General features: G+C 63.6%; 30 protein-coding genes, 1 tRNA gene and 1 riboswitch. Of the genes, 21 read left to right on the forward strand and 10 right to left on the reverse strand.

Annotated features, from left to right (window positions below; genetic code table 11):
- Window positions 1–72 precede the first annotated feature (72 nt).
- The gene (locus tag JNB89_RS17680) at window positions 73–711 is read right to left on the reverse strand and encodes a peroxiredoxin (RefSeq protein WP_220363142.1); all 639 of its coding nucleotides are present in this window, start codon (window positions 709–711) and stop codon (window positions 73–75) included.
- Window positions 712–1,050: 339 nt separating this feature from the next.
- Between JNB89_RS17680 and JNB89_RS17685 the strand changes: the two genes are divergently transcribed.
- The 3 genes from JNB89_RS17685 to JNB89_RS17695 all read left to right on the forward strand — a co-directional run bounded on the left by JNB89_RS17685 (window position 1,051) and on the right by JNB89_RS17695 (window position 2,480).
- Window positions 1,051–1,353 carry a DUF883 family protein gene (locus JNB89_RS17685; RefSeq protein WP_006047848.1) on the forward strand — a complete coding sequence of 101 codons (303 nt, stop codon included), beginning with the start codon at window positions 1,051–1,053 and terminating at the stop codon, window positions 1,351–1,353.
- A gap of 137 nt (window positions 1,354–1,490) precedes the next feature.
- The gene (locus JNB89_RS17690; protein ID WP_220363143.1) at window positions 1,491–1,877 is read left to right on the forward strand and encodes a phage holin family protein; all 387 of its coding nucleotides are present in this window, start codon (window positions 1,491–1,493) and stop codon (window positions 1,875–1,877) included.
- Between the two features lie 138 nt (window positions 1,878–2,015).
- Window positions 2,016–2,480, forward strand: coding sequence for a DUF3318 domain-containing protein (locus JNB89_RS17695; RefSeq protein ID WP_013338127.1), 465 nt, complete (start codon window positions 2,016–2,018; stop codon window positions 2,478–2,480).
- A gap of 31 nt (window positions 2,481–2,511) precedes the next feature.
- Here JNB89_RS17695 and JNB89_RS17700 read toward each other — a convergent pair whose 3' ends face one another.
- From JNB89_RS17700 to glyA, 7 genes are all read right to left on the reverse strand, one after another.
- Window positions 2,512–2,943: a type IV pilin protein gene (locus JNB89_RS17700; protein ID WP_220363144.1), complete on the reverse strand. Its 432-nt coding sequence runs from the start codon at window positions 2,941–2,943 to the stop codon at window positions 2,512–2,514.
- Between the two features lie 9 nt (window positions 2,944–2,952).
- Window positions 2,953–3,396, reverse strand: coding sequence for a pilus assembly PilX family protein (locus tag JNB89_RS17705; RefSeq protein ID WP_220363184.1), 444 nt, complete (start codon window positions 3,394–3,396; stop codon window positions 2,953–2,955).
- Window positions 3,397–3,587: 191 nt separating this feature from the next.
- Window positions 3,588–4,400, reverse strand: coding sequence for a PilW family protein (locus tag JNB89_RS17710; RefSeq protein WP_220363145.1), 813 nt, complete (start codon window positions 4,398–4,400; stop codon window positions 3,588–3,590).
- Window positions 4,397–4,831, reverse strand: coding sequence for a type IV pilus modification PilV family protein (locus tag JNB89_RS17715; protein ID WP_220363185.1), 435 nt, complete (start codon window positions 4,829–4,831; stop codon window positions 4,397–4,399). The genes JNB89_RS17710 and JNB89_RS17715 overlap by 4 nt, the downstream gene beginning before the upstream one ends.
- 86 nt (window positions 4,832–4,917) lie before the next feature.
- On the reverse strand, window positions 4,918–5,478 hold the full coding sequence (locus tag JNB89_RS17720) for a GspH/FimT family pseudopilin (RefSeq protein ID WP_220363146.1): 561 nt from the start codon (window positions 5,476–5,478) through the stop codon (window positions 4,918–4,920).
- A gap of 204 nt (window positions 5,479–5,682) precedes the next feature.
- The gene (gene nrdR / locus JNB89_RS17725) at window positions 5,683–6,165 is read right to left on the reverse strand and encodes a transcriptional regulator NrdR (RefSeq protein WP_006047856.1); all 483 of its coding nucleotides are present in this window, start codon (window positions 6,163–6,165) and stop codon (window positions 5,683–5,685) included.
- Between the two features lie 6 nt (window positions 6,166–6,171).
- Window positions 6,172–7,419, reverse strand: coding sequence for a serine hydroxymethyltransferase (gene glyA / locus JNB89_RS17730; protein ID WP_013338121.1), 1,248 nt, complete (start codon window positions 7,417–7,419; stop codon window positions 6,172–6,174).
- Between the two features lie 166 nt (window positions 7,420–7,585).
- Window positions 7,586–7,694, reverse strand: a riboswitch (ZMP/ZTP riboswitch).
- Between the two features lie 238 nt (window positions 7,695–7,932).
- Here glyA and ydfG point away from each other — a divergent pair.
- The 10 genes from ydfG to JNB89_RS17780 all read left to right on the forward strand — a co-directional run bounded on the left by ydfG (window position 7,933) and on the right by JNB89_RS17780 (window position 15,398).
- Window positions 7,933–8,679, forward strand: a complete 747-nt coding sequence (ydfG, locus tag JNB89_RS17735; protein WP_220363147.1) for a bifunctional NADP-dependent 3-hydroxy acid dehydrogenase/3-hydroxypropionate dehydrogenase YdfG — start codon at window positions 7,933–7,935, stop codon at window positions 8,677–8,679.
- A gap of 58 nt (window positions 8,680–8,737) precedes the next feature.
- On the forward strand, window positions 8,738–9,214 hold the full coding sequence (gene ybgC, locus JNB89_RS17740) for a tol-pal system-associated acyl-CoA thioesterase (protein ID WP_013338119.1): 477 nt from the start codon (window positions 8,738–8,740) through the stop codon (window positions 9,212–9,214).
- A gap of 157 nt (window positions 9,215–9,371) precedes the next feature.
- Complete coding sequence (gene tolQ, locus JNB89_RS17745; protein WP_006047860.1) at window positions 9,372–10,049, forward strand: protein TolQ; 678 nt, start codon at window positions 9,372–9,374, stop codon at window positions 10,047–10,049.
- 10 nt (window positions 10,050–10,059) lie between these two features.
- Window positions 10,060–10,506 carry a protein TolR gene (tolR, locus tag JNB89_RS17750; protein WP_013338118.1) on the forward strand — a complete coding sequence of 149 codons (447 nt, stop codon included), beginning with the start codon at window positions 10,060–10,062 and terminating at the stop codon, window positions 10,504–10,506.
- On the forward strand, window positions 10,503–11,516 hold the full coding sequence (gene tolA, locus JNB89_RS17755; RefSeq protein WP_220363148.1) for a cell envelope integrity protein TolA: 1,014 nt from the start codon (window positions 10,503–10,505) through the stop codon (window positions 11,514–11,516). The genes tolR and tolA overlap by 4 nt, the downstream gene beginning before the upstream one ends.
- Window positions 11,517–11,653: 137 nt before the next feature.
- Entirely contained in the window at window positions 11,654–12,946 is a 1,293-nt protein-coding gene (gene tolB / locus JNB89_RS17760; protein WP_220363149.1) for a Tol-Pal system beta propeller repeat protein TolB, read from the forward strand.
- A gap of 31 nt (window positions 12,947–12,977) precedes the next feature.
- A complete protein-coding gene (pal, locus tag JNB89_RS17765; RefSeq protein WP_013338115.1) occupies window positions 12,978–13,487 on the forward strand; it encodes a peptidoglycan-associated lipoprotein Pal in 510 nt (169 codons plus the stop codon).
- A 19-nt stretch (window positions 13,488–13,506) separates the two neighbouring features.
- Window positions 13,507–14,256, forward strand: a complete 750-nt coding sequence (gene ybgF / locus JNB89_RS17770) for a tol-pal system protein YbgF (protein WP_013338114.1) — start codon at window positions 13,507–13,509, stop codon at window positions 14,254–14,256.
- A 347-nt stretch (window positions 14,257–14,603) separates the two neighbouring features.
- Window positions 14,604–14,679, forward strand: a tRNA-Lys gene (locus JNB89_RS17775).
- A 344-nt stretch (window positions 14,680–15,023) separates the two neighbouring features.
- Window positions 15,024–15,398: a hypothetical protein gene (locus JNB89_RS17780; RefSeq protein ID WP_220363186.1), complete on the forward strand. Its 375-nt coding sequence runs from the start codon at window positions 15,024–15,026 to the stop codon at window positions 15,396–15,398.
- Window positions 15,399–15,513: 115 nt separating this feature from the next.
- On the opposite strand, the gene JNB89_RS17785 is transcribed toward JNB89_RS17780, so the two are convergent.
- Entirely contained in the window at window positions 15,514–16,179 is a 666-nt protein-coding gene (locus JNB89_RS17785; protein ID WP_220363187.1) for a VTT domain-containing protein, read from the reverse strand.
- Between the two features lie 194 nt (window positions 16,180–16,373).
- On the opposite strand from JNB89_RS17785, the gene mutL reads away from it, so the two are divergent.
- The gene (mutL, locus tag JNB89_RS17790; protein ID WP_220363150.1) at window positions 16,374–18,446 is read left to right on the forward strand and encodes a DNA mismatch repair endonuclease MutL; all 2,073 of its coding nucleotides are present in this window, start codon (window positions 16,374–16,376) and stop codon (window positions 18,444–18,446) included.
- 43 nt (window positions 18,447–18,489) lie between these two features.
- Window positions 18,490–19,443, forward strand: coding sequence for a tRNA (adenosine(37)-N6)-dimethylallyltransferase MiaA (gene miaA, locus JNB89_RS17795; protein WP_220363151.1), 954 nt, complete (start codon window positions 18,490–18,492; stop codon window positions 19,441–19,443).
- A 191-nt stretch (window positions 19,444–19,634) separates the two neighbouring features.
- Here miaA and purM read toward each other — a convergent pair whose 3' ends face one another.
- Entirely contained in the window at window positions 19,635–20,702 is a 1,068-nt protein-coding gene (gene purM / locus JNB89_RS17800; protein ID WP_013338109.1) for a phosphoribosylformylglycinamidine cyclo-ligase, read from the reverse strand.
- A gap of 148 nt (window positions 20,703–20,850) precedes the next feature.
- Between purM and JNB89_RS17805 the strand changes: the two genes are divergently transcribed.
- The 6 genes from JNB89_RS17805 to JNB89_RS17830 all read left to right on the forward strand — a co-directional run bounded on the left by JNB89_RS17805 (window position 20,851) and on the right by JNB89_RS17830 (window position 26,275).
- A complete protein-coding gene (locus JNB89_RS17805; RefSeq protein ID WP_220363152.1) occupies window positions 20,851–21,927 on the forward strand; it encodes an AI-2E family transporter in 1,077 nt (358 codons plus the stop codon).
- Between the two features lie 70 nt (window positions 21,928–21,997).
- The gene (gene hda / locus JNB89_RS17810; protein ID WP_013338107.1) at window positions 21,998–22,741 is read left to right on the forward strand and encodes a DnaA regulatory inactivator Hda; all 744 of its coding nucleotides are present in this window, start codon (window positions 21,998–22,000) and stop codon (window positions 22,739–22,741) included.
- Complete coding sequence (locus JNB89_RS17815; RefSeq protein WP_013338106.1) at window positions 22,734–23,420, forward strand: HAD family hydrolase; 687 nt, start codon at window positions 22,734–22,736, stop codon at window positions 23,418–23,420. Before hda ends, JNB89_RS17815 begins: the two co-directional genes overlap by 8 nt.
- The gene (gene pcnB, locus JNB89_RS17820; protein WP_013338105.1) at window positions 23,417–25,015 is read left to right on the forward strand and encodes a polynucleotide adenylyltransferase PcnB; all 1,599 of its coding nucleotides are present in this window, start codon (window positions 23,417–23,419) and stop codon (window positions 25,013–25,015) included. The genes JNB89_RS17815 and pcnB overlap by 4 nt, the downstream gene beginning before the upstream one ends.
- Before the next feature lie 49 nt (window positions 25,016–25,064).
- Complete coding sequence (gene folK, locus JNB89_RS17825; protein ID WP_013338104.1) at window positions 25,065–25,598, forward strand: 2-amino-4-hydroxy-6-hydroxymethyldihydropteridine diphosphokinase; 534 nt, start codon at window positions 25,065–25,067, stop codon at window positions 25,596–25,598.
- Window positions 25,595–26,275 carry a deoxynucleoside kinase gene (locus tag JNB89_RS17830; RefSeq protein WP_013338103.1) on the forward strand — a complete coding sequence of 227 codons (681 nt, stop codon included), beginning with the start codon at window positions 25,595–25,597 and terminating at the stop codon, window positions 26,273–26,275. Before folK ends, JNB89_RS17830 begins: the two co-directional genes overlap by 4 nt.
- Window positions 26,276–26,305: the final 30 nt, after the last annotated feature.

Consider the following 26,305-nt stretch of genomic DNA (forward strand, 5'->3'; position numbering starts at 1 on the left):
AAAGGCCGGTTGACAATGAACCGGCCTTTTTCGTTGGCGCGACGCGCCATTTCCGACGCGCTCAGCGCGAGCTTACTTGTTCGGCTGCGGCGTCATGCGCAGATACGGACGCAATGCCTTGTAGCCCTTCGGAAACTTCTGTTTGATCACTTCTTCGTCTTTCAGTGACGGCACGATCACCACGTCGTCGCCCTGCTTCCAGTTGCCGGGCGTGGCCACCGAGTGGCTGTCGGTGAGTTGCAGCGAATCGATCACGCGCAGCACCTCGTCGAAGTTGCGCCCGGTGCTCGCCGGATACGTGATGATGAGGCGCACTTTCTTCTTCGGATCGATCACGAACAGCGAGCGCACCGTGAGGGTTTCGTTCGCATTCGGGTGAATCATGTCGTACAACTCAGACACTTTGCGATCGCCGTCGGCCAGAATCGGAAATCCGACATTGGCAGCCTGCGTTTCATTGATGTCCTTGATCCATTCCTTATGCGACTCGGCACTGTCGACCGACAACGCAATGGTCTTCACATTGCGCTTCTCGAATTCCTCGGCGAGCTTGGCGGTCAGGCCAAGTTCAGTGGTGCAGACGGGCGTGAAGTCCGCAGGATGCGAGAACAGTACACCCCAGCTGTCGCCGAGCCACTCATGAAACTTGATGCGCCCGATGCTCGATTCCTGCTCGAAATCCGGTGCGACATCGCCAAGACGTAGACTCATGTGCATCTCCTTAAGGTATCTGGCCAACTTGCGCGGGCTTTTGCCCGCAGCGTTCCGCAACGATAAAGCATACGGCAGCGAGCGTGAATGCAGAACCAACATCGGCTCACTACTTTATGCGGTTTTGTAATTTTCGCCGATTTAGTGGAAACTTTGCGGGACAGATCAACTCCATCATGCATTAACATCGCCTTCAAGGTCGGGCAATGGTTGTTGGGGAACTCCGCCTCGCCGGGAACGGTTCGTGCGTTCGCCTGGTGCAACCGGGCAGTACGCTCGCCAGTCGCCGTTTCTTTGGTTACGATTCACGCGTGGCGTGAGACGAAGGGGGAGCTGTCAATGTCGGAAGTCAACAAGGAGAGATTGATGTCGGATATCAAAACCGTCCTCGCGGACGCGGAAGACCTGCTGAAACAGGCCGCTAGCGCAACGGGCGAGCGCGCCTCGGAACTGCGCGAAACGGCGCTGTCCCGTCTGAAGCAAGCCAGGGAAAAAGCCGCCGACGTGCAAGTCGTGGTGGTCGAGAAAGGCAAGAAGGCTGCTCGCGCGACCGACGACTACGTGCACGAGCATCCTTGGGCATCCATTGGCATTGCGGCGGGCGCCGGCGTGCTGCTGGGTCTGCTGATCAACCGCAAGTAACTCTGCGCGCTGCCGGAAAAGTCAGCTCCGGCATGCGATCCCATAGAGTTGACCGGCGCATGCCCGGCCGGTCCGCTTAGCCCGGCGCGCACGTTTTCTCCGCGTCGCTTAGGCCAATCCGCGCAACGCCCACAGCCATGACGATCGACACACAATCACAGCGCGAACAACATAGTCCATTACGCCGCATCATCAGTTCGGTGTCGGCCATTCTGCAAACGCGCCTTGAGCTGATCGGCATTGAGCTTGCCGAAGAAAAGGATCGCCTACTCGGCGTGCTCTTTCTTGGCCTTGCGGCGATGATGCTGACCACCATGGCTCTCATCGCACTCACCGCGCTCGTCGCCATTGCGTTCTGGGACACCTACCGCTGGCAGGCGCTTGCGGGAATCACGCTCGTTTATGCGATTGCGGGACTGGTGTGCGCGCTCAAGGCGCGCAGCGGCCTGCGCACTGCGCCGATGGTTTTCGAGGCCACCATCGCCGAATTCGAGAAAGACCGCGACGTGTTTCGCAGACCGTAACGCGGTGAATACGCATAGCGCGACGAGTTGCCGCGCGGCTCATGCAGCGGTGCGGACCGCAAACATTGTGCCGCGATGCCGCGAGGTCTCACGAGCCGTTCGTACTGCTGTTTCTGCTCTCTCACTGCCCCACACGCCATGAGCCAAAGCTACTCGAATACCGCATACCGTAACAAGCGCCAGCCGGCGCGAGACCTGAGCGCACCGCAACTGCGAGCACTGCGCAAGGAACTGTTGCTCGTGCGCGCGGACGTCGAACGCATGGAATTCGCGCAGGCGACGATGGAACTGCGCGAGGCCGTCACGCACTTCAGCTGGCTCAAGTTCATCGTGCCCGGGTTCGGCGGACTGCGTATGGGCAGCGGCGCGAAAACCAGCTTTCTGAACGCCGGGACGATCGGCGCTCTTCTCAAGCAATACCCGCTCATCAGTTCTCTCGCTTCACTGGTGCTTGCTAAACCGCTGCGTGCCACGGTCGCAGCCGGTGCGAAACCGGCACTGAAGTGGGGCAGCCTTGCGTTCGCCGCGTGGGAAGCGTATCGGGTGTGGCAGCAGATCAAGGGCGCCTCGCGCGCTACCGTCGACTCGCCCGACCAGGGTTGAAGTTGCCTCAGGCGGTCGATCACGGTACGCGTTAGCCCGTCCCCCAGCAATCCGCGGCGAGCGGCGCCGAACCGTTCGCCCCATTCCTGTTGCTTCGCAACCCGGTCGCGTCGAGAGTGAAGACGCCGCACGGATCGTCTCGCATGGGCCCAGCGTCGTCCGGGGCCGCTTCGATCGAGTAGCCCCCGTTGGTATCGTCGGCCGGCAACACGCGCAGGTGATACACAGCCGTGCCCGATTGCGGCGCCCGGTCGAAGCCCGGCGGCAGCGCCACAGTGCCGGTGCTTGCCGCGCCTTCGACGAATTGAGCTGCCCTCATGAGCGCCGATGCCGCGTCGACCCTGTGAGTTCGCGCGATCTGGTTGCGATACGAAGGCACGGCGAACACGGCCAGTACGGCAACTATCGCGAGCGTGATCACCAGTTCGAGCAAGGTGAATGCGCACAGCTGCGGCCTTCTCATGTCCACCTCCTAAAAAGGCCTTGCAGCGACTCGCCGCCAGTGGCGTTCAACTTTGTCGCCGTCGACCACCAGTTGCATCTGCAGCCACACCTGCGAGTCCCTGTTGTTGCCGAAGCCACGCGCCGTGAGCAGATACGCTCGCGCGTCCTGTCGGCCCGCGAGGCGCCACTCTTCTATCAGGCATTGCGGCGGGCGCAGCGACCCCGGCCATTGAGCGACTGGCGTCGTGGCCGCGCCTTCAAATACTGCTTCGAGTTTCCATTGCGTCGGCTCGCGGGCAGCAGCCTGGGCTGCGATCACACCCGTAGCCGTGGATGCGATGGCGTTTCGGGTGCATAAGGTCAACGCCGAATCTGCGGCGTGGAAGGCCTGCAAGTACTCGCGCACATTCACCGCGCTGCGCGCCGCTGCGAGCGATGCCTCGAACCACGCGGCCGAGCTCGCGAGGAGCATGGCTGAAATGAGCAGAACGATGGGGAGCACGGCGCCTTGCTGCTGACGGTGGTGAGGTGCTCGGTGGTGCTTGTGGTGGTGCTGATGTTTGTGTGGCGCGGCGGATGCGACCGCTCCGCCAGCACCTTGCGATTGATAGCTCCAACAAGCCTCGCCGCCGCAGCAGCACCCTGCCCTGCTTTGTCTTACCGTCACAAACCGCCCTCCGCATGGTTGCGCAGCGCGACGCGCCGCCAGAACGCCTGCCGCGGCCGCGAATCGGTCGCAACGCCAGCTACGCCGTCGCAGTCGGTATAGCGTGAGTGCTGCCGCTGCGGCGCACCTCGCACGAGTACGCACAGGTCGACTGCGACGACCGTCGACCATTGATCCGCTATCACCGCCGACGCGTCCACGGCACTCGCCGCGCCCGCGAGCCAGTATCTGATGCGCAAGCGTTCCACGCCTTCGACCAGTGGCTGCGCGGAGCCCGTCTTGCCGTTTCCTTCGCAATAAAGCTCGGGCTCACCGGTCGAGCTACTCGGCTTCGCATAGAAGCGATTGACTACCGGCACGCCGCGATCGCCAAGCGCGGCGCTAGTGCCCGTCACAGCCTGGCCGAGGCAGTCCGTTGTCTGTCCGGTGGACGACGGCCACGTCGACACACTGTCACCGACATAGCGCACCGCGACGCCGTCTGATTTGCCAGTCAATGTTTCGCACGTCAAACGGCTGTCGTCGGTGCCCGCGGGATGGCCGCCCGAACAACCGAACAGTGGCGCGGGCGCGCGATATTGCGCGACGCCGGCCGGCACGAAGCCCGCCATCTGCAACTGCTGCCCGATCACGGTCAGCGCGGCCAAGCCCGCGTCGCGCATACGCAATGCATTGTTAGCGTTGTCGAACGCCGTGCGCTGCGTCGAATAAAGCGAGACGACGCCTGCGGTCACCACGAGTCCGAGCGCCACCGCGATCACGAACTCAATGAGCGTATGGCCGCGTCCATCACGCACGGGCAACATCATTTGACGAACGCCAGCGCGACACATGACGAGCCTGCGGGGGCATCCACTCCGCCACAGGGTTCGGGTTTGTCCATCATGTCGTCGGCGCGCGGCATGTTGCGTAACGCCGTCCATGTGACCCGCGCCACCGCTACGCCTGCAGTACCTGTCACTGACGCGTCGCCTTGCGGCAACAGCGTCGCAGCTCGCGTGCGCCACGCGTTCAAGGCGGAATCGCTGGACGCGGGCGCGCACGCGGCTTCAACGACGGAATCGGCAATCCACGCGGCGTGCTCGCGCATCGACATGGCTCGTGCCTCGCGTGCCATCCATAGTTGGCCGGCGATCAGCCCTAGTGCGCTCGCGGCCATTACGGCAACGGCGAGCATCACTTCGATCAGCGAACTGCCGCCGCGCCTTGCGCGAAAGCGATGCGGCCACACGCGCGGCATCCTGTCTTTTCCGCACAGCCGCGCCTGCCTCAGCATCTGGCTTTCGCGCGCCTGAGCAAACGCCACGGACCGCCTGATGAGCACGCTCATGACGCTGCTCCACATGCGCCTTCCACGATGCGCGTACGGCCACCCGCTGCGATACGGATGCAGCGCCGCCATTTATCGCCCTGCGTCGCTTTGGACGGCGTTCGCGGCGCAATCTCAAAACTGCGGAAAGTACCGATGAGTTGGCCGGCAGGCGGCGTGAACGTCAGATTCGTCTGGACGCCGACGATGCTCACCGCTGCCAGCGAGCCGTGCGCTCGCAACAGCGTCGACGCGCCGCCGCGCTCGGCGAGAACGGCCCAGCCGCACGACCAGTCGCTGATCGCATTGCCGCACGGTTGCCCGGCGGGCAGACAGTGCCGCGCGGCGTCCGTTCTGCACACGGTCACGCGAGCACCGCGGCGTAATGCTTCGCTGCGGGCATACGCGAGAGTCGAGACGAGCGCCTTCGCGCGTGCGTCGACCTGATCGCGCACGCGCCATGCAACGAACGACGGCGTCGCCATCACGAGGATCACCGCGAGCAGCGCGAGCACCACAAGCGTTTCGACGAGCGTAAAGGCGCCGCACGGCGGCGAAGCGATTGCATGCGGTTTCATCTGCATCCCTGAATGTTTTCGAAGAATGCAGCCAATCTAGCGGCTCGCGAACGACTCAACAATCGGCCGAATGGCCAGGTGGCATTCAGACGCTGGCGCGCGCCAGAATTCACGCGACGCAAACAAAGGGAGCGGCAGATGCAGAAAGGTCAGGCCTCGCGGCAACCAACGACATGTACGAAGCGCGCGCCGGCACGCTTCGGATCAGCGCTTGCGGGAAGGCTTTGGAGGCGAGGAGGCGCGGCGGAACTCTTCGATCACGTCTTCGAATTCCGAGACGTCTTCGAAGCGCCGGTAAACAGAGGCGAAACGCACGTAGGCGATGGTGTCGAGCGCGCGCAACTCGTTCATCACGAGTTCGCCGAGGCGCTCGCTGCGCACTTCGCGCTCGCCGCTGCCGAGCAGCTGATACTCGATGCGGGCGACGGCCGCGTCGATTGCGTCCGCTGCAACCGGACGCTTGCGCAGCGCCAGTTGCATGCTCGCGACGATCTTGCGGCGGTCGAATTCCGTGCGACTGCCGTCTTTCTTGACGACAGCCGGCAACGCCAGCTCGACCCGCTCATACGTCGTGAAACGCTTGTCGCAGGCCGGGCAGCGGCGGCGCCGGCGAATCGTCGCGCCGTCTTCCGAGACACGCGAGTCGACAACCTGCGTATCGGCGTGACGGCAGAAAGGGCAATGCATGGCGGCTTAGCGGTAGACCGGGAAACGCTGCGTCAGCTCGGCAACTTGCCCGCGCACGCGTTCGATCGTGGCGGCGTCTTCCGGGTTCTCCAGCACGTCTGCAATCAGGTTGGCCACCTGCTCAGCTTCCTTGACGCCAAAGCCGCGCGTGGTCATGGCCGGCGAGCCGAGGCGGATACCGCTCGTCACGAACGGCTTCTCCGGGTCGTTCGGAATGGCGTTCTTGTTGACGGTGATATGCGCTGCGCCCAGCGCGGCCTCGGCGGCCTTGCCGGTGATCTTCTTCGCACGCAGGTCGACCAGCATCACATGACTCTCGGTGCGGCCGGAGACAATGCGCAGACCACGCTTGACGAGCGTCTCGGCAAGCACGCGTGCATTTTCGACAACCTGCTGCTGGTAGACCTTGAATTCCGGCGACAGCGCTTCCTTGAACGCCACCGCCTTGCCGGCGATCACGTGCATGAGCGGGCCGCCCTGAATGCCCGGGAAGATTGCCGAGTTGATCTGCTTTTCGAACTCGGCCTTCATCAGGATCACGCCGCCGCGCGGGCCGCGCAGGCTCTTGTGCGTGGTGGTGGTGACGAAGTCGGCGTGCGGCACGGGGTTCGGATAGACGCCCGCGGCGATCAGGCCGGCGTAGTGCGCCATGTCGACCATGAAGTATGCGCCGACCGACTTGGCGATCTTCGACAGACGCTCGAAGTCGATACGCAGAGCAAACGCCGACGCGCCGGCGACGATCAGCTTCGGCTTGTGTTCCTGAGCGAGCTTTTCGGCAGCGTCGTAATCGATGTCTTCCGCTTCGTTCAGGCCGTAGCTCACCACGTTGAACCACTTGCCCGACATGTTGACCGGCGACCCGTGAGTCAGGTGGCCGCCGTGCGCGAGGCTCATGCCCATGATCGTGTCGCCGGGCTTGAGCATGGCGAAGAACACGCCCTGGTTTGCCTGCGAGCCGGAGTTCGGCTGGACATTGGCCGCTTCCGCGCCGAACAGTTGCTTGACCCGGTCGATAGCAAGCTGCTCGGCCACGTCGACATATTCGCAGCCGCCGTAGTAGCGCTTGCCCGGATACCCTTCGGCGTACTTGTTGGTGAGTTGCGAGCCTTGCGCAGCCATGACAGCCGGGCTCGTGTAGTTCTCCGACGCAATCAGTTCGATGTGTTCTTCCTGACGGCGGTTTTCCTGCTCGATCACCTTCCAGAGTTCAGGGTCGACGTTGGCGATGGTGCTTTGGGCTCTGTCAAACATACGGATTCCGTTGAATGTGTTCAGGTTGACCGGATCTTGCGCCGAATCTTGCGTAGAGGGTACGCGGCGCTGCTGGCGGCTGGGCCAGCCCTGACGTGGCGGGGGGAGAATCGCCGCACACGCGAGGCAGGCCAGCCACCGTCAGCGCAGATGAATGCGCGCGGATCACGGCTGCCCAGGCGAACGGCAAAACGGCACCCCGCGCTTCACGGTGGGTTGTTCCACCTTGAACCCGATTGGTTGAATCGGTTCTATCGCCAGTTACGCAGGGATGAGCGCGTTAGTTTATTGGAAGAGGATCGAATAGGCAACCGGCTTTGCGCTGCCATGCAGGGCGCCCACCAAGGGGCTTTGGACGGCGGCCGGGGCAAGGCCGAACCGTCCCGCGCAGGCCCGCCGGCCGGAGCTTGCGCGCGCCTTGCGACGCGGCTTCTGCGACTCGTGCATCCTTGCCGCAGCGCCGCATTGGAAGTAGGCTTGGGACCTTTCTCTCCTACCGACCAGGGAACTGCAATGATCGTGTTCGTCACCGGGGCGTCCGCAGGATTCGGCGCCGCCATCGCTCGTGCCTTCGTAAAGGGCGGCCACCGCGTGGTCGCCACCGCACGCCGCAAAGACCGTCTGCAAGCGCTTGCCGACGAGCTGGGCGACGCGCTTTTGCCGTACGAACTGGACGTGCGCGACCGCGCGGCCGTGGAAGCGGTCCCGGCAGCCTTGCCCGCGGAATTCGCCGCCATCGACGTGCTGGTCAACAATGCGGGCCTCGCGCTCGGCGTGGAGCCCGCTCACAAGGCAAGCCTCGACGAATGGCAGACCATGATCGCAACGAACTGCACCGGCCTCGTTCAGGTCACGCATGTGCTGTTGCGCGGCATGGTGGAGCGCAACCGCGGCCATATCTTCAATCTCGGCTCGGTGGCCGGGCATTGGCCCTACCCCGGCGGCAACGTCTACGGCGCGACCAAGGCTTTTGTGCGGCAGTTCAGCCTGAACCTGCGTGCCGACCTGGCCGGCACCGCGTTGCGCGTGACCGACATCGAACCGGGGCTGTGCGGCGGCACGGAGTTCTCGAACGTGCGCTATCGCGGCGACGACGAAAAGGCGGGCAAAGTTTACGAAAACGTGCAGCCGCTCACGGCCGAGGACATCGCCGATTCGATCTACTGGATCGCCACGCGCCCGGCTCACGTCAACATCAACACGATCGAACTGATGCCGGTCGCGCAATCGTTCGCCGGTTTGAGCGTTCATCGCGGCTAAAGCCCGCCCGGGCGCGCGCACATCTTGAAACAGACCTCGCGTTGTGCGTTCCGGTAAAATGCGCCGCATGAATATGACGACAAGCCAGCCCGGCACGGAAATCGGCCACACGTGGGACATCCGCGTGTATTACGAAGATACCGACGCCGGGGGCATCGTGTTTTACGCGAACTACCTGAAGTTTTTTGAACGGGCGCGCACCGAATGGCTGCGCGCCTGCGGGATCGAACAGAACCGGCTCGCCGACGAAACGGGCGCAATCTTCATTGTCCGCAGCACGGCTGTCGACTATCGTGCGCCCGCGCGTCTTGACGATATTGTCAAAGTGGTCAGCCGCATCGAGCGCCTCGGCAAAGCGTCCGTCGACTTCGCGCAGGAAGCCTGGCGCGGCGGCACGCTGCTTGCTACCGGCTCGATCCGGATCGGCTGCGTAGCGCGCACGGGGTTGCGCCCCGCGCCGATTCCGCCGCCGGTGCTCGCCGCCTTGCGGCGCGGACCGGGCGCGAGCGGCGGCGTGTCAACGAACCCAGGCTGACTCCCGTTGTTACGGGGCCAGTGAATTCGCATCGATCAAGCAGCACCAAGCATGGTTCGGCTTGCAGTACAGCCGATGCTTCCGTTTTGCTCACGGCAAGCTTCGTGTGGCCTTGCAAAGCCGGACGCCCCCTTTCGGGACGTTAAAACGAACCTTTATGAACACTACACAAGATCTGTCGATCGTTTCTCTCGTACTCAATGCGAGCCTGCTGGCGCAGGCCGTCATGGCGCTCCTGCTGTTGTTGTCCCTGTTGTCGTGGACTTTCATCTTCCGCAAGTGGTTTGCGATCCGCCGCGCCCGCGCGCAAACTGAGCGTTTCGAACGCGATTTCTGGTCGGGCGGCGACTTGCAGGCGCTTTATCAGAGCGCGGCCAATAACCGCCACACCATCGGCGCGCTGGAGCGTATTTTCGAATCCGGCATGCGCGAATTCCTCAAAGGCAAGGAAAAACGACTGAACGACCCGGGCGCGATTCTCGACGGCGCCCGCCGTGCAATGCGTGCGGCGTTCCAGCGTGAAATGGACGTGCTTGAAGCGAACCTGGCGTTTCTCGCGTCGGTGGGTTCGGTAAGCCCGTATATCGGTCTGTTCGGTACCGTGTGGGGCATCATGAATGCGTTTCGCGGACTCGCCAACGTGCAGCAGGCAACCTTGGCGAACGTCGCACCAGGTATTGCCGAGGCGCTGACCGCCACCGCCATCGGCCTGTTCGCCGCGATCCCGGCCGTGGTCGCGTACAACCGCTACGCGCACGACATCGACCGTCTGGCGATCCGCTTCGAGACCTTCATCGAAGAGTTCTCGAACATCCTGCAGCGCCAGGCGCACTAAGGAGTCCACGATGGCAGGCTCTCGCTCCTCCAGCATGCGCGGCGGCCGCTCGCGCCGCGCAATGTCCGACATCAACGTCGTGCCGTATATCGACGTGATGCTCGTGCTGCTCGTCATCTTCATGGTGACCGCGCCGCTCGTCGCGCCGTCCATCGTCAATCTGCCGACCGTCGGCGGCGCGGCGCCGCAGCAGCAAACTCCGCCGGTGATCGTCAACATTCGCGCGGACGGCAACATGAGCGTCAAGTACAAAGACGACTCCGGCGCGCAACAGCAGGAGGACATGACGAAAGCCGGCCTCAACGGCTTTATCGCCGATCGCGCGCAGTCGCATCCCGATCAACCCGTCGTGATCGCAGCCGACAAAACCGTGAAATATGAAGCCGTGATGAACGTGATGTCCGAGCTGAAGGCTCAGGGCGTCAAACGCGTTGGACTGCTCGTCAAATCGCAATGATCCGTAAGAACACCGAATATCCGCTCCAGCCACCGCGTGAACGCGGCACCGGGCGAGCCTTTGTGTTCGCGCTGGTGATGCATGCGCTGCTCGGGTTCTTCCTGTATCACGGCATTCAGTGGCAGAACAGCACACCGGAGGGCGCGGAGGCCGAGTTGTGGACCGAGGTGCCGGACAGCGCGATTGCGCGCCCCGTCACGCCACCGCCGGTGCCGGTCGCGCCTGCTCCACCGGTGCGCGACGAACAGGCCGACATCGCGCTGCAGGAGAAGAAACGCAAGCAACAGGAAGCCGCGCGTGAGGCGCAACTCGCCGAGCAGCAGCGTCAGGAGAAGCTGCGGGCTCAGCAGGAAGAGGAAGCCAGGCGTCAGCAGGAACTTGCGGCCGAACAGGCCGCAAAGGCCGCGGCAGCAAAGCAGAAGCAACTGCAACAGCAGCAGGCGGAGAAGCTGCGTCAACAGCAACTCGCCGAGCAGAAAAAGCAGCAACTGAAGGAACAGCAAGAGGAACAGCAGAAGCAGGCCGAGGCGCAAAAGCAGGCTGAAGCCGAAGCACAGAAAAAGGCAGAAGCCCAAAAGGCGGCAAAGGCCAAGGCTCAAGCCGAAGCCGCAGCCCAAGCGAAGAAGCTCGACGCTGAGCGTCGCGCCCGGCTCGCGCAGATGCAGGGCATGGCAGGGCCTCCGGGTTCCACCGGCAATGGCCTCGGCAAGAGCGGCACGGGCAGCGGCTCGGGCGGCACGGCGGCATCGCCCGGTTATGCGGACAAGGTGCGCCGCGTGGTGCGGCCGAACATTACGTGGGGCGGCGAGACGGAGGGTCTCGAGACCGTTATCGCAGTTCGCTGCTCGCCGACCGGCACGCTGTTGAGCGCAACCATCGCGCACAGCAGTGGCAACTCGGCCTGGGACGATGCAGCGCTGCGGGCGGTTCAGCGCTCGGATCCAATGCCTCAGGACATCGACGGCAAAACACCGGCGAGCTTCCGGATCACGTTGCGGCCGGCAGGCTGATGGCAAGCCTGACAGTATCTTGACGGCAGACACCGCGCCTCGCCCGGCGCGGCGCACCCGGGAACGAAATAGTTCTTTTCCGGTCTGTCTGCTGTCGCGAAGCTTTAGTAAAACCGTTTTTGGGGAAACCATACAGCATGAGTTTGATGACCAAGCTAGGCCTGCGGACACTTGTAGCGTCGTGCCTGATCGCCGTCGGCGGCGCCGCGAACGCGCAACTCAACGTGCTCGTCACGGGCGTCGGGTCCACCCAGTTTCCGATCGCAACGGCGAATTTCGCCAATGAAGCGAGCTCGCCGCAGCAGGTCAGCACCATCGTGCGTCAGGATCTGCAACGCAGCGGCAAATTCACGAATATCGACGCGGGTTCTGCGCCTGTGCCCGAAACGGCTTCGGTCGACCTCGGCAGCTGGAAGGCGAAAGGCGCCAATGCTTTTGTCGCCGGCAGCGTGAACCGCCTGCCGAACGGCCAGTACGAAGTGCGCTTCAAGCTGTACGACACGGTCAAGGGCGAAAGCTTGGGCGGCCTCGTGCTGGTGAGCCCGGAAAGCGGCCTGCGCATGAGCGCACACAAGGTGGCCGACTACATCTACGCGAAGCTGATGGGCGGCCGCGGCGTGTTCGCCACGCGCCTGTCGTATGTCATCAAAACCGGCAACCGCTATCAGTTGCAAATTTCGGATTCGGACGGCCAGGACGCGCACATCGCACTCTCCAGCCCTGAGCCGATCATCTCGCCGGCATGGTCGCCTGACGGCACCAAGGTCGCTTACGTGTCGTTCGAGAAGAAGAAGCCGATCGTCTACATTCACGATCTGCCCACGGGCCGCCGCATTGTCGTGGCGGATCAGAAGGGCAATAACAGCGCGCCTGCATGGTCGCCGGACGGGCGCACGCTCGCCGTGGCGCTCTCGCGTACCGGCAACACCCAGATCTTCGCGGTCAATGCTGACGGCAGCGGCCTGCGCCGCCTCACGCAGGGCAGCTCGATCGACACCGAGCCGACCTTCTCGCCGGACGGCCAGACCATTTACTTCACCAGCGACCGTGGCGGCCAGCCGCAGATCTACAAGATGTCGGCGCAGGGCGAAAGCGCCGGCGCCGCGCAGCGCGTCACCTTCACCGGCAGCTACAACACGAGCCCACGCGTGAGCCCAGACGGCAAACAACTCGCGTATATTTCGCGCGTCGGCGGCGGCTTCAAGCTGTACATCCAGGACCTGCAAGGCGGGACCGCCACGGGCCTGACGGACACGACACATGACGAATCGCCGAGCTTCGCGGCGAACGGTCAGTACATTCTTTACGCCACTCAGGTGAACGGCCGTGGCGTATTGGCTGCGGTTTCGACCGACGGTCGCACCCGGCAGGTCCTGTCAGTGCAGGGGGGCAGCGTACGCGAGCCGTCCTGGGGCCCATTCATGCAATAACGTTGATGCAATAACACAAGGAGAGTAAAAAATGATGTCCAAACTTCGCTTCGCATTTGCAGTTCTGATGGTCGGTGCACTGGCCGCGTGCCATTCGGGCGTCAAGCTCGATGAAAACGCCAACAAGGGTGGCGCTGTCTCCACGCAGCCGAACCCGAACGATGTCGCGCAAGTGAACGTCGACCCGCTGAACGACCCGAACAGCCCGCTCGCGAAGCGCAGCATCTACTTCGATTTCGACAGCTACTCGGTGAAGGACGACTACCAGTCGCTGCTGCAACAACACGCGCAATACCTGAAGAGCCATCCGCAACGCCACGTGCTGATCCAGGGCAACACCGACGAGCGCGGCACCAGCGAATACAACCTGGCGCTCGGCCAGAAGCGTGCTGAGGCTGTGCGTCGCTCGCTGTCGCTGATGGGCGTGACGGACTCGCAAATGGAAGCCGTGAGCCTCGGCAAGGAAAAGCCGCAAGCCACGGGTCATGACGAATCGTCGTGGGCACAAAACCGCCGCGCCGATCTCGTGTATCAACAGTAAGTAACGGGTGATGAGCCGAATGACGCATCGTTTCCCCTGGCCGCGGTTTGCCGCAGCGGCCTGTGTCGCGGGCACGGTCCTCGTGGCTGTGCCCGCGCATGCCGGCATCTTCGACGACGATCAGGCCCGCCAGGCCATTCTCGATCTGCGGGCGAAGACTGACAGTCTGTCGAGCCAGTTGTCGGCAGCCCAGCGCACCATCCTCGATCAGTCCAACCGTCTCGACCAGCTCAACCAGCAAGTTGCGACGCTGCGCGGGCAGAACGAGGACATGGGCAATCAGCTCGCCACGCTGCAAAAACAGCAGAAGGACTACTACACCGATCTGGACACGCGCCTGAAGAAGTTCGAGCCGCAGCAACAAACGGTGGACGGCGTTCAGGGCGAGGTCCAGCCGGGCGAAACCGATGCGTTCAACGCGGCTTCACAGCAGTTTCGCAATGGAGACTTCAAGAGCGCGGCGGCGTCGTTCCGCAGCTTTATCGCGAAGTTCCCGAACAGCCCGTATCAGCCGACCGCGCAGTACTGGCTCGGCAATGCGCAGTATGCATTGCGCGACTACAAGGGTTCGACCGCGACGTGGCAGGGTGTGGTGAAGAACTATCCGCAGCATCCGCGGGCGCCGGAAGCATTGCTGGCAATTGCCAACAATCAGATCGAGCAAGGCCAGAAGGCTGCGGCCAAGAAAACGCTCGAGCAGATCGTTGCGCAATATGGCGGCTCGAACGTTGCACAGTCCGCGCAAAGCAAGCTGTCGCAAATCAAGTAGGCCGGCGGTTGCAGAATTCGTTGGCTGATTGTGCTGGCTGTCCGCGTTGGCTAGTTGCGTCGGCACAGTCACGGTTCAGTGGCCGCGGTTCGGTGGCTGCGTTCCGGTGGCTGCGTTCCGGTGGCTGCCTTCCGGTGGCCGCGTTCCGCTAGTGACGTCTAGCAGTAGGCAGTAACGCGCAGTGTCTACGTGCAGGCAAGATAGTCACGCGCGCCTCTCGCTGAAAAGCCCGGGTCTCGTGCCCGGGCTTTTCACTATCTGAACTACTTCCCGGCGCTGCGGTTGCCCGATACGCCTAATGGGTTGACAGCTCCTTAGGGCCATCGCTATAATTTCGCTTCTCTTTTGGGTCGTTAGCTCAGCTGGTAGAGCAGCGGACTTTTAATCCGTTGGTCACAGGTTCGAATCCCGTACGGCCTACCAAAAGATTCGAGGGCTTACACGCGTTGGCGTCGTAAGCCCTTTTCTTTTTTGCGTCGCGGTTTCCGTCTGCAACGGGCCACAACTTGTCGTCGCTCCTTCCAAGCAAAATCCATCAGCCGGAAAGCCGCAGTCCTGCAGCGCTTCCAGGATATTTCCCACACCAAGCCCCGCCCTTTCGTCCGCCCGACTTCGCGCCTTCCGACAACGCTACGGACTGCGAACCTGAGCATTTATTGAGACACAAAGACGTGCAATGATCGCCGCCGTCTGGCCCGGCCGCTGTCCATCAGCGCAGGCAGACGCTCCCGCAACACCGCAATGCGCGGCGCCTTCATTTCATGGATATGACCAATTTTCTGTTCGATCTCGTCTCGAATCTTGCATTGCTGGCGATCGTCGTCATTGCGTGCCATGTCTGCAATCGGCTGATCCCTGGCGTTGCGCTGAACGGTCCGCGCGTGTTTGCAGCGCTTGCGTGCGCAGCGGTGCTGCTGGACGCCGCGCTCACCTTTCTCGTATTCGCCGACGCCCGGACGCGCTATGGCCAGTTCAGCACGCCATCGGCGTTCGTCGTCCGCAGCGCGGCATACGCGCTGACTGTCGTTGTGGCCTTCGCCTGGAACAGCGTGCGCCGCCGCAACCAGCCGGCCAACGCCAGCCCGCGCGCAGGCCTCGTCATCCCCACATCGCCGTATTCGAAATCTCATTTGCCGATGTGAGCGGCGCAGCCGTTCGAGCGTGCGCAGCACGCAAACAAAAACGGCGTCGCGAGAAAGATCGCGACGCCGTTTTTTCATGCTGCCAACGCGGCGAGTAGACCGCGCGTCCTCCCTCTCAACCTGGCTTTGACGCGTTCTTGCGCATCATCTTCCACAACGCGCCGAGCACGACCGGCACAATCGCGGCACCAATGCCGACCAGCACGATCACATTCAGATATTGGCGAATGAATGGGATGTTGCCGAAGAAGTAGCCAAGCAGCACGAGCAGCAACACCCAGAACAGCGCGCCGGCAATATTGAAAAGCTGAAAGCGGCTGACCGTCATTGCCGAAGCGCCTGCGACAAACGGGGCAAATGTTCGCACGATCGGAATGAAGCGCGCGAGCACGATGGTCTTGCCGCCATGTTTTTCATAAAAGTCGTGCGTTCTCTGCAGCGCGCGCCGGTCCAGAAAGCGCTCCAGCATGGGAATGCGCGAATTGAAAACCTTCGGACCAATGGCCCGCCCGATCATATAGTTGACGGTATTGCCGGTGGTGGCCGCGACGACCAGCAGAACGATCAGCAGCCCCAGACTCATCTGTCCCGACGCGCAGAATGCCCCCCCTATGAACAGCAGCGAATCGCCAGGCAAAAACGGCAGGATCACCAGCCCGGTTTCGCAGAAAACGATCAGGAACAGCACCGCATAGACCCAGGCGCCGTACACGTGGATGAATTCTCCGAGGAACTTGTCGATGTGCAGCACAAGGTTGGCGAGATGTAGCAGCGTGTCCAAAAAGCGTCCTTTATGAAGCGAGAGTGATTGCGGCGGGGTGTTCGGCAAAGATCTGCGAGTGATAGCGTCAGGCATCGCCTGTCGCCACAAATTGACCGCGTCATGATACCGAAAGTGCCCGGGCGGGCCTGAAAAATCTCGGGCATGTTTCCGCCATTTGGCGGCCGCCGCGCTCAAATCGCTATAATTTCGCCATGTCCGAATTCTCCGAAACGGCCGCCCGCGCCGACGCCCCGCCCACTGCTGCCGCTGCGCCAGTCCCGCGGCCGCTGCGCGCAATCCAGCCGCTGCCCGATCAGCTCATCAGTCAGATTGCCGCCGGCGAAGTAGTCGAGCGGCCCGCATCGGTCGTCAAGGAGTTGCTCGAGAACGCGCTCGATGCCGGCGCGCGCACGCTGCGCATCCTGCTCGACGAAGGCGGCGTCAAACGTATTTCCATTACCGACGACGGCTGCGGCATTCCCGAGAACGAACTGGCGCTCGCCCTGATGCGCCACGCGACGAGCAAGATCCGCTCGCTCGCCGAACTGGAGGCAGTCGCCACGCTCGGGTTTCGCGGCGAGGCGCTGGCATCCATCGCGTCGGTCGCGCAAATGACCATCACGAGCCGCACGGCCGAGGCGCCGCACGCGATGCGCGTCGATGCGCAAACCGGCGTTCTGAGCCCGGCAGCGGGCGCGCAAGGCACGACCATTGAAGTGCGCGAGCTGTACTTCAACACGCCGGCGCGCCGCAAATTCCTGAAGAGCGAACAGACCGAGCTTGGTCATTGCCTCGAACAGATTCGCCGCGCTGCACTCGCGCGCCCGGACGTCGCGATTTCGGTGCTGCACAACGGCAAGGCCGTCGAGCATTGGAACGCAAGCGAGCCGCCGGTGCGGGTCGCGAAGATTCTCGGCGAAACCTTCGCGACGGCTCATCTGCCGCTCGACGAATCCGCCGGTCCGCTCGCCATTTACGGTTGCGCGGGTCTGCCGACCGCGAGCCGCGGGCGCTCGGACCAGCAATACTTCTTCGTCAACGGGCGCTTCGTGCGTGACAAGCTGCTCACGCATGCGGTGCGCGCCGCTTATGAAGACGTGCTGCACGGCGACCGTTACCCATCATATGTGCTGTTTCTCGATTTGCCGCCCGAAGCGGTGGACGTGAACGTGCATCCGTCGAAAATCGAAGTGCGCTTTCGCGACTCGCGTTCGATCCATCAATTCGTGTTTCATGCGGTCCAGCGGGCGCTGGCGCGTCATGCGGGCGCGTCGCCGGAGACCACCGCGGGCGGCCACGCAGCGCATTTGCAGGCTTCCGCTGGCGGAGCGGTCTCGTTCGGCGCGTCGCCTGTGGGCGGTGTCGGATCGGGCGCTGCAGGCGCGATGAACACCGGGAACGGCGCAGGCAGCGCGGGCGGCTTCGCTCATAACCCATCAGCCGGTCCGGCAACCGGTGGCTTCAACGCTTCGCAGTCGCAGCCCGGCAATACGTGGATGCGCCAGTCGCGCATGACCCAAGGCACGCTCCCGGTCGCTCAGCCGCTCGCCTTCTACGACGCCCTGTTCGGCCGCAAAGACACCCAGGCGGGCTCGCCGCAGGCGGCGACGCTTTTCGAAGCGCGCGATTCCGCCGCCGAAGGTTCGTCGCCCTACAACCCGTCGGCGCCCTACGCGCCGCCCGCCTTCAATCCCGCCGACGACCAGCCGCTCGGTTTCGCGCTCGGCCAGATTCACGGCATCTATGTGCTCGCGCAGAACGCGCACGGCCTCGTCATTGTCGACATGCACGCGGCGCACGAACGCATTCTGTACGAGCAGTTCAAGAATGCGCTTGCCGATCGCTCGATTGCCGTGCAGCCGTTGCTGATTCCGCAGACCATGCAGGCCGACGCGGTGGAAATTGGCACCGTCGAAGAAGAGCGCGCCACGCTCGACGCACTCGGCTTCGATCTTGCCGTGCTGTCGCCGACCACGCTCGCCATCCGCGCGGTGCCGGCGTTGCTCAAGGACGCCGATCTGCAGGCGTTGGCGCGCGCGGTTCTGTCCGATCTGCATGCGTACGGCGGCTCGCGCGTGTTGACCGAGCGTCAGCATGAACTGCTCGGCACGCTCGCCTGCCATCACGCGGTGCGCGCGAACCGGCGCCTCACGCTCGATGAGATGAACGCGCTGCTGCGTCAGATGGAGGCAACCGAGCGCGCCGATCAATGCAACCACGGACGTCCCACGTGGTATCAATTGACGCTTGCCGATCTCGACCGCCTGTTCATGCGCGGACAGTGACCGTGCGTTTTCTGCAACCTGCGCCGCGAGCGGCGGCATGCTCATGAGCGCGCGCAAGTCCACGCCGGTTCCCTGTCTGCTCGGGCCGACCGCGTCCGGCAAGACGGCGGCCGCGCTCGCGCTGGCGGCGAGGCACCCGGTCGAAATCGTCAGCGTCGATTCGGCGCTGGTCTATCGCGACATGGACATCGGCACCGCCAAGCCAAGCGCCGGGGAACGGGCGGTCGCGCCACATCATCTGATCGATATCGTCGATCCTGCCGACGCTTATTCAGCCGCTCAATTTCGCGCCGACGCGTTGCGTCTGACCGCCGAAATCAGCGCGCGCGGGCGACTGCCGCTGCTCGTCGGCGGCACAATGCTGTACTACAAGGCGCTGACCCAGGGGCTCAACGACCTGCCCGCCGCCGATGCCGCCGTGCGCGCGCAACTCGACGCCGACGCCGCGCGCGACGGCTGGCCCGCGCTGCATGCGCGGCTCGCGGCCGTCGATCCGGCGACAGCGGCGCGCCTCGCGCCCAACGATTCGCAGCGCATCCAGCGCGCGCTCGAAGTGTTCCTGCTGACCGGCGAACCCATGTCGGCACTGCTCGCAGCCCCGACCCGCCCCGACGAGGTCGCGGCCCAATGGCACTTTGTGCCGATTGCGCTCGAGCCGTCCGAGCGAAGCGTACTGCACGCGCGCATCGAACAGCGTTTCGACGCGATGCTGGCCAACGGTTTCGTCGATGAAGTGGTAAAGCTGCGCGCACGCGGAGACTTGTCGCCAGATATGCCGTCGATGCGTTGCGTCGGATACCGGCAGGTATGGGAGTATCTGGACGGCGCGGTCGACTATTCGACCATGCGCGACAAGGGCGTGTTTGCGACCCGGCAACTGTGCAAGCGGCAGCTCACATGGCTGCGCGGCATGAATGAGCGGATGGTGGTGGACTGCTGCGACCCACAGGCGACGGCGCGGGTGCTCGAGGTGGTCGAAAGACTGATTGGCGCTTGATGCCGCTATTGAGCGATCGCGCAATGGCGCGATCGTGCGGCCGGAATCCTGAAACCTGCACGGCGACGGCGACCTTCGCGCCGTGCAGGCTGTGGCGGTTTACGGCGCGCCTGTGAGACGGCCCTATGAAACCGGCCCGTGAGACGGGCCTATGAACCGAGGCCTATAAAAAGCGCCTATAAAACGCGCAGTTAGACGACAACCGTCTGTGCTTCACCAGCCGCGCTCTCGCGAATCACGCCGATTTTCCAGACCTGCTCGCCCGCAGCCGACAACAGACCGATCGCGGCGTCCGCATCTGCAGCCGACACGACGACTGCCATGCCAATACCGCAGTTGAATACGCGATGCATTTCCGCGTCGGCCACTCCGCCGTGCTTCTGCAGCCACGAAAAGAGCGGCGGCAGAGGCCAGCCGCGATGATCGAGCTCGGCCGTCAGGCCCTCGCGCAGCACGCGCGGAATGTTTTCGACCAGCCCGCCGCCCGTGATGTGCGCCATGCCCTTCACGGCGATCTGCTGCATGAGCGCGAGCAGCGGCTTCACGTAGATATGAGTGGGCGCCATCAGTGCGTCGGCGAGCGAACGGCCGTCGAAGTCCGCGTTCAGATCGGGCTGCGCGCGCTCGATAATCTTGCGCACCAGCGAAAAACCGTTGGAATGGATGCCGCTCGAGGCGAGACCGAGCACCACGTCGCCCGGGGCGATCGTGCTGCCGTCGATAATCTTGCTTTTCTCCACCGCGCCGACCGCGAAACCGGCCAGGTCGTATTCGCCGTCCGGATACATGCCCGGCATTTCAGCCGTTTCGCCGCCGATCAGCGCGCACCCTGCGAGTTCGCAACCCTGCGCAATGCCTTTCACGACCGTGGCCGCGGTGCCCACGTCGAGCTTGCCGCACGCAAAGTAGTCGAGGAAAAAGAGCGGCTCCGCGCCTTGCACGAGAATGTCGTTCACGCTCATCGCGACCAGGTCCTGGCCCACGGTGTCGTGCCTGTTCAACTGGAACGCGAGGCGCAGCTTGGTGCCCACGCCGTCCGTGCCCGACACGAGCACAGGCTCCTTGTACCGCTTGGGCACCTCGAACAGCGCGCCGAATCCGCCGATGCCGCCAAGCACGCCGTCGCGCATCGTCTTTTTGGCAAAAGGCTTGATTGCGTCGACCAGCGCGTCGCCCGCGTCGATGTCCACGCCAGCGTCGCGGTACGACAACCCTTGGGCCGAATCAGTGGAATTCGGGGCGGATTTCGGTTGATTCATGGGGGGAGTGCTCGAAGGTCGGTAAAATGCGATTTTACCCGATGCCGATCCAGAGTTGGCGCTTGGCGCTGACTGCGGTCCATACAGCGTTGCGGGCCGGCTGGCTGGAATTAGCTCGTCCGGTTCCAACGACACCAGGGAAACAACTTTGCAACAGAACGCCCCGATACTGACTCCGGTGCAGCGCCGCGCCTTCATCTGGCTCGCCATTGCGCTCGGCGTCGGCATTCTGCTGTGGCTGCTGAGCCCGGTTCTCACGCCCTTTCTGCTCGGCGCGATTCTCGCGTACATCCTGCAACCGGGCGTTGCGTGGATGGTGCGCCGGCGCGTGCCGCGCGCGCTCGCAGCCTTGCTGATGATGCTGCTGTTCACGCTGCTGATGACGCTGCTCGTGCTGCTGGTGTTTGCCGTGATCCAGAAAGAAGGGCCGCAGTTGCGCCAGCAGGTGCCGTTGCTCTTCACCCATGTCAACGCATGGCTGCAACCCAAGCTCGCGCTGCTCGGCCTCGCGGATTCGCTCGACTTCGCAAGCGTGCGCGATCTCGTGATGGGACAGCTCGAAGGCAGCGCGCAGACCGTCGCGCGCTATGCGTGGACCTCCATTGTGACGAGCAGCAACGTCATGATGGCGGTAATCGGCAACCTGATCATGGTGCCGCTCGTGCTGTTCTATCTGCTGTACGACTGGAACCGCATGCTGCTGCGCGTGCAAAGCGTGGTGCCGCGGCGCTGGCTCGACAAGACGCTGCAACTCGCGCGCGACATGGACCAGATGCTCTCGCAATACCTGCGCGGCCAGTTGCTCGTAATGGGCGTGCTGGCCGTGTTCTACGCGGCCGCGCTGTCTATTGCCGGCTTCGAGATCGCGCTGCCGGTGGGCATTTTCACGGGGCTCGCGGTGTTCATTCCGTACGTCGGCTTCGCGACCGGTCTTGCGCTCGCGCTGCTCGCGGCTTTGCTGCAGTTCGGCAACTGGTACGGCTTCGGCGCCGTCGCGCTGATTTACGGCGTGGGGCAGATCGTCGAGAGCTTTTTCCTCACGCCGCGCCTGGTTGGCGAGCGCATCGGACTGCATCCGCTCGCGGTCATTTTCGCGTTGCTCGCGTTCGGTCAGCTGTTCGGCTTTTTCGGCGTGCTGCTCGCATTGCCGGTAAGCGCGATTCTCTCCGTGGCGGTGCGCGAGCTGCGGCAAAGCTATCTGCAAAGCACGCTGTACAACAACTGATTTTTTGCTTCGCTGTTCCGGCTCGTGCGGCGCTTTGCGGCGCGAGCCCTATTTTCGGCATTAACCTACTGTGCTTCGTCAACTGACGCTCGATCTCGGCACTCCGCCGCCATCGACATTCGACAATTTTTTCGCCGGCGCGAACGCCGAGCTGGTGACGCGCCTGCGCGAGCTCGACAGCGCGCTCGCCGCCGGGCCGCTCGCCGACCGGACCTTCTACGTATGGGGCGAAGCGGGCAGCGGCCGCACACATCTATTGCAGGCGCTGGTGCACGAAGCGCCGCCAGGCCATGCGCGCTTCGCGGGTCCGCAAAGCAGCCTCGCCGCGTTCGGTTTCGATCCGCGCGTGGCGCTTTATGCGATCGACGATTGCGACGCTCTTTCCGCCGCACAGCAGATCGCCGTGTTCAACCTCTTCAACGAGGTACGCGCGCACCCCACGAGTGCGCTCGTCGCCACCGGCAACGCGCCGCCCATCGGCATGACGGTGCGCGAGGACCTGCGCACGCGGCTCGGCTGGGGCCTCGTGTTCCATCTCGCGCCGCTGCCCGACGAGGCCAAGGCGGCGGTTCTAAAGCGCGCGGCGCGCGAGCGCGGCATCATGCTCGCCGACGACGTGCCCGCCTATCTGCTCACGCATTTTCGCCGCGACATGCCGAGCCTGATGGCGCTCCTCGACGCACTCGACCGTTTTTCGCTGGAACAGAAGCGCGCGGTCACGCTGCCGCTTTTGCGCACGATGCTGGCTTCCCCCGCCCAGGAGGCGCCCGCCGCGTCGTCCGCCGCTTCAAGTAAAATAGACCCCCATGGCTAATCTCGCACTCTTCGACCTCGACCACACGCTCATTCCTACTGACAGCGACCACGAATGGGGTCGCTTCATGGTGAAACACGGCATGGTCGACGCCGAAAATTTCGCCCGTGAAAACGACCGCTTTTACGCCGACTACAAGGCCGGCAAGCTCGACATTCACGCGTACCTGATCGCCATGCTCACGCCGCTCGCCAAATACACGCGCGCGCAACTCGCCGACTTCCACGCGCAGTACATGCATGAGGTGATCACTCCGGCCATCCTTCCGGCGGCGGTCGAACTGGTCAAGCGACACCGCGAAGCCGGCGACCTGTGCTGCGTGGTCACGGCCACCAACGAATTCATCACCCGTCCCATCGCGAGCGCATTCGGCGTGGACACGCTGATCGCCTGCGAAGCTGAAACCGTCGACGGTCAGCCGCATTCGGCCTACACCGGCCGCCCCACCGGCACGCCGAGCTACAAGGAAGGCAAGATCGTGCGCACCGAGGCATGGCTCGCGTCGCTCGGCAAGAACTGGAGCGACTTCGAGCACAGCTATTTCTACAGCGACTCGCACAACGACATTCCGCTGCTCGAAAAGGTCACCGACCCGATCGCGACCAATCCCGACGACACATTGCGTGCCCATGCAGAGGCCAAAGGCTGGCGCATCCTCGAACTCTTTCAACCCACGTGATCAAAAAACTCATTCGCAAGCTATTCGGGCAGGACACAGCTTCCGCCGAAGACACGCTGCCGGCTGAAGCCGACGCAGACGAAGCCGGCAGCGCACCGGCACGCAACGCAGCAGGCGCCGCCGGTGCAGGCCGCGCGCGCCGCAAGCCGGCCCGCGGCGGCGCGCCCGCCAAGGCGGTGCGCGACCCGGACGTGCCGGTCATCATTCCGCACGACGTGCATGGCATCGACCCCGCGCTGATCTCGCGCAACGCGATTCGGGTGACCGAAGGGCTCCAACAGGCCGGGCACCGGGCGTTTATCGTCGGCGGTGCGGTGCGCGACCTGCTGCTTGGCATCAAGCCGAAAGATTTCGACGTCGCGACCGACGCAACGCCGGAACAGGTGCAGAAGCTGTTTCGCCGCGCGCGCATCATCGGCCGGCGGTTTCAGATCGTACACGTGCAGTTTGGCCAGGAGATCATTGAAACGTCGACGTTCCGCGCGCTGGTCGATCCGCCCGCGGCGGACGCTGCGCCGCCGCGGCGCCTGAAGCGCGACGAGCTCGACCGCCGCACGCACGCCGTTGATGCGAGCGGCCGCGTGCTGCGCGACAACGTCTGGGGCGAGCAGCACGAAGACGCCACGCGCCGCGACTTTACGATCAACGCGATGTATTACGATCCGGCCACGGAGACCGTGCTCGACTATCACAACGGCATGGCCGACGTGCGTGCGCGTCTGCTGCGCATGATCGGCGATCCGGCCACGCGCTATCGCGAAGACCCGGTGCGCATGCTGCGCGTGGTGCGTTTTGCCGCCAAGCTCGACTTCGAAATAGACGCGGCGACGCGCGAGCCGATCGCGAGCATGGCCGATCTGATCAACAACGTGCCGGCCGCGCGTCTGTTCGACGAGATGCTCAAGCTCATGCTCTCCGGTCACGCTCTCGCGTGCCTGAAGCGCCTGCGTCAGGAAGGTCTGCATCACGGGCTTCTGCCCCTGCTCGACGTGGTGCTCGAACAGCCCACCGGCGAAAAATTCATCACGCTCGCGCTCAACAATACCGACGCGCGAGTGCGAGCCGGCAAGCCGGTGTCGCCGGGTTTTCTTTTCGCAACACTTTTGTGGCACGACGTACAGCAACGCTGGCAGAAGTTCGAAGCGAACGGCGAATACCCGGTGCCCGCGCTGCATCGCGCGATGGACGAAGTGCTCGACATGCAAACCGAGAAACTCGCCATCCACAAGCGGTTCTCGTCGGATATGCGCGAAATCTGGGGCTTGCAGCTGCGCCTCGAGAAACGCTCGGGAAGAAGCGCGCTGAAGCTGCTGGAACACCAAAGATTTAGAGCGGGGTATGATTTCCTCCTGTTGCGCTGCGAGTCGGGCGAACTCGACGAGTCGGTCGGAGCGTGGTGGACGGAGTTCATAGAAGGAGACGCCGCGGCGCGTGAAGCACTGCTCACGCAAGGCGGGAAGGACCGAAGCCCCAGAAAACGACGGCGGCGCGGCGGTGGCGCCAGAAACCGCAAATCGGGCGACGGAATGGAGGGCGGCACGCCAGCCGAACGCGCGGATACCGAAGCGGGCCACGACAGCCCGCACGAAGATTGACGCAGCGTTTCGCTGAAGCCGTCGAACGTTAGTTGCAGGAAGTTATGCCATGACGGTTGCTTATCTCGGCCTCGGCGCGAATCTCGGGGACGCGCGCCAGACCCTGAAAGACGCGGTGGTGTGCCTCGCACAACAGCACACCATCACCGTGCTCGCCAAGTCGAGCCTGTATCGCACTGCCCCGATCGACGCGGGCGGCGACGACTATTTCAACTGCGTCGTGAAGATCGACACGACGCTGCCCGTACGGCATCTGCTCGCGCTGTGCCATAAGATCGAGCATCAGTTCGGCCGGGAGCGGCCCTTTCGCAACGCACCGCGAACACTCGATCTCGACATCCTGCTCTACGGCGATCAATCCATCGACGAAGCCGACCTGATCGTTCCGCATCCCCGCCTCGTGGAACGCGCGTTTGCGCTGGTGCCCCTCGTCGAAATCGACGCCGCGCTCGTCATTCCGCGGCACGGGCGCGCCGACGCGCTGCTCGACGGCGTGCGCGCGCAACGCATTGAGAAAATCAAAGGGCCCTGTCAGTGCCCGACGCTCAACGCACTCAACGCCGGCAAGGGCCGCTGCGAATGAATTCACCGCCTCTCACCGTGACCGCGCCGCAATTGCGGCCTCCGTTCGGCTACCTCGCGATTGAAGGGCCGATCGGCGTCGGCAAGACATCGCTTGCCCGGCGCCTCGCGCAACGCTGGTCGATGCAGGAATTGTTCGAGCGGCCCCAGGACAATCCCTTCCTCGAACGTTTTTATCGCGACACCGCGCGTTATGCGCTGCCCGCCCAGCTTCATTTTGCGTTGCAACGCGCGCAACAGGCGCAGGAAGTGAGCGCCGCGCACATGGAGGGCACGCCGCTCATCGCGGATTTCATGACGCAGAAGAACGACATCTTCGCGCGCCTCACGCTCCAGGAAGACGAGTGGCATCTGTACCGCGCGCTTGCCGCGCGGCTCGAGGTGAGCGCGCCCGCGCCGGACTTCGTCGTGTATCTGCAGGCGAGCCCGGAGGTGCTGTTCTCGCGAATCCAGAAACGCGCGGTGCCTATGGAGCTACAGATTTCCGATGCATATCTGCACGCGCTGTGCGACGCGTACAACCAGTTTTTCTACCACTACGACCGCACGCCGGTGCTCACGGTCAACGCCGAACATCTGAATCCGCTCGACTCCGACGCGGACCTTGCGCTGCTCGCCGAACGCATCGAAACCATGCGCGGACGCAAGGAATTCTTTGTCAAAGGCACGTCGCTCTAAGCAGCGCACGCCTCTCTTTCAACGGATTGA

The organism is Paraburkholderia phenoliruptrix, from assembly GCF_019511605.1.
Classification (GTDB): domain Bacteria; phylum Pseudomonadota; class Gammaproteobacteria; order Burkholderiales; family Burkholderiaceae; genus Paraburkholderia; species Paraburkholderia phenoliruptrix_A.